Here is a 1,790-nt window from a genome sequence, read left to right on the forward strand (position 1 = left end):
GGATGGCCTTGAGCAGTTCGCTGGCGGCAGCCAGGTCCTCACGCTTGGCACTGCGTGGCTCGCGGCCCAGGTAGTTGAGGACCACGGCCAGCACCTCGTCGGGCGAGTCGATCACCGAGATGCCGCAATCGGCGAACTTGGCAGCCAGCTCGGGCTTGAACAGCAGGTCGAGGTTGTCCAGCGGCGCATCGGGCATGCGCTCGCGTACTTTGTCGGCATTCACCGTCAGGCCGATGGTGCCCCAGGTGTAAGGGACGGTGGCCTGGCTGGCCTTGGGGTACTGGGCATGCAGTTTGCGCAGGCCGGGCTCGATGTCGTCCAGCGCTTCCAGGCGGCTGTGGTCCAGCGGCTGCAGGCTGCCGGCGCGCATCAGGCGCTCGGCCACGGTATCACCGGGGAACACCAGGTCGTAGCCGCTGCGCCCCGACATCAGCTTGGCTTCGAGCACCTCGCTGCCGTCCATGACGTCGTAGATCACCTGAATACCGGTTTCGGCTGTGAACTGCTTGAGGGTGTCCTCGGCAAAATAGTCTGCCCAGTTGTACAGGCGCAGCACGGGCTGCTCGGCCTGGGCCTGGCTGGTGCAGGCGACCAGCGCCAATGCGGCTAGAACGTGGCGTTTCATGCTCAGGCCCTCAGGGTGTGTGGGTGCGTGCCATCCAGGGTCAGCAGCGGGGCGTACATTTCTGGGCGGCGATCACGGTAGATGCCCCAGCTCAGGCGGTCCTCGCGCATGCGCTGCAGGTCCAGGTCGTGCAGCCAGATGCCACTGCTGTCGCGGTAGGCCTCGGCAAGCATGGCTCCCTTGTGGTCGCAGATGAACGACGAGCCATAAAAGCGCATGGCCAGCGATGTGTCGCTGGCTGCGACTTCCTCGCCAACGCGGTTGGCCGCGACCACCGGTAGCAGGTTGGCGGCGGCGTGGCCGCGCATGGCCACCTGCCAATGGTCGCGTGAGTCCAGTTCGGCGCAGCCGGGCTCGGAGCCGATGGCGGTGGGGAACAGCAGCACTTCGGCGCCCATCAGTGCCAGGCAGCGGGCCGTCTCGGGAAACCACTGGTCCCAGCAGATACCAATGCCCAGGCGGCCGAAGGCGGTGTCCCAGACTTTGAAGCCGGTGTCACCGGGGCTGAAGTACTCCTTTTCCTGGTAGCCGATGGCATTGGGGATGTGGGTCTTGCGGTAAACGCCGAGCAGGCGACCGTCAGCGTCGGCCACGCTCAGCGAGTTGAAGAAGGCATTGCCGGCGCACTCGTACCAGCTCAGCGGCAGTACCACGCCCAGCTCGCCGGCCAGCGCCGCGAAGCGCTGCAGGATCGGGCTGTCGGGGTAAGGCTGCGCCAGGGCCTGGTGCTGGTGGTTTTGTTCGATGCAGAAGTACGGGGTGGCGAACAGCTCTTGCAGCAGGATCACCTGGGCACCTTTGGCGGCGGCCTGGCGTACCAGTTGCTCGGCGCGCTCGAGGTTGTCGGGCAGGTTCCAGCTGCATGGCATTTGCGTGGTGGCCACGCGCAACAGGCTCATGGCTGCACCTGCGGCTGTTGCTGGGTGATGCAATGGATGCCACCACCGCCGTGGGCGATGTGGTCGATACGCACGGGCACGATCTCGCGGCCAGGGAAGGCGTGGGCCAGTTGCGCAGCGGCCTCCTGGTCGGCGGCGATACCGTAGGCGGGCATGATGATCGCGCCATTGGCGATGTAGAAGTTGGTGTAGGAGGCACAGAACACCTCGGCGCCCGGATCGACAGCATCGCTGGCCTCGTACAGGTCGAGCAGTTCGAAATGGCG

At 65.8% G+C, this 1,790-nt stretch carries 3 protein-coding genes; all 3 read right to left on the minus strand.

The window, feature by feature from the left end; genetic code table 11:
- The coding region (locus HP546_RS29845; protein ID WP_172233351.1) for an extracellular solute-binding protein at positions 1-625 on the minus strand (625 nt) is incomplete at its 3' end.
- Between the two features lie 2 nt (positions 626-627).
- Positions 628-1,524, minus strand: coding sequence for an N-carbamoylputrescine amidase (aguB, locus tag HP546_RS29850; RefSeq protein ID WP_172233354.1), 897 nt, complete (start codon positions 1,522-1,524; stop codon positions 628-630).
- Positions 1,521-1,790, minus strand: a 270-nt coding sequence (locus tag HP546_RS29855) for an agmatine deiminase family protein (protein ID WP_172233357.1), incomplete at its 5' end; no start/stop codon positions are given. The genes aguB and HP546_RS29855, both read right to left, overlap by 4 nt.

Source organism: Pseudomonas sp. CM25 (assembly GCF_013179705.1).
In the GTDB taxonomy this organism is placed as follows: Bacteria; Pseudomonadota; Gammaproteobacteria; order Pseudomonadales; family Pseudomonadaceae; genus Aquipseudomonas.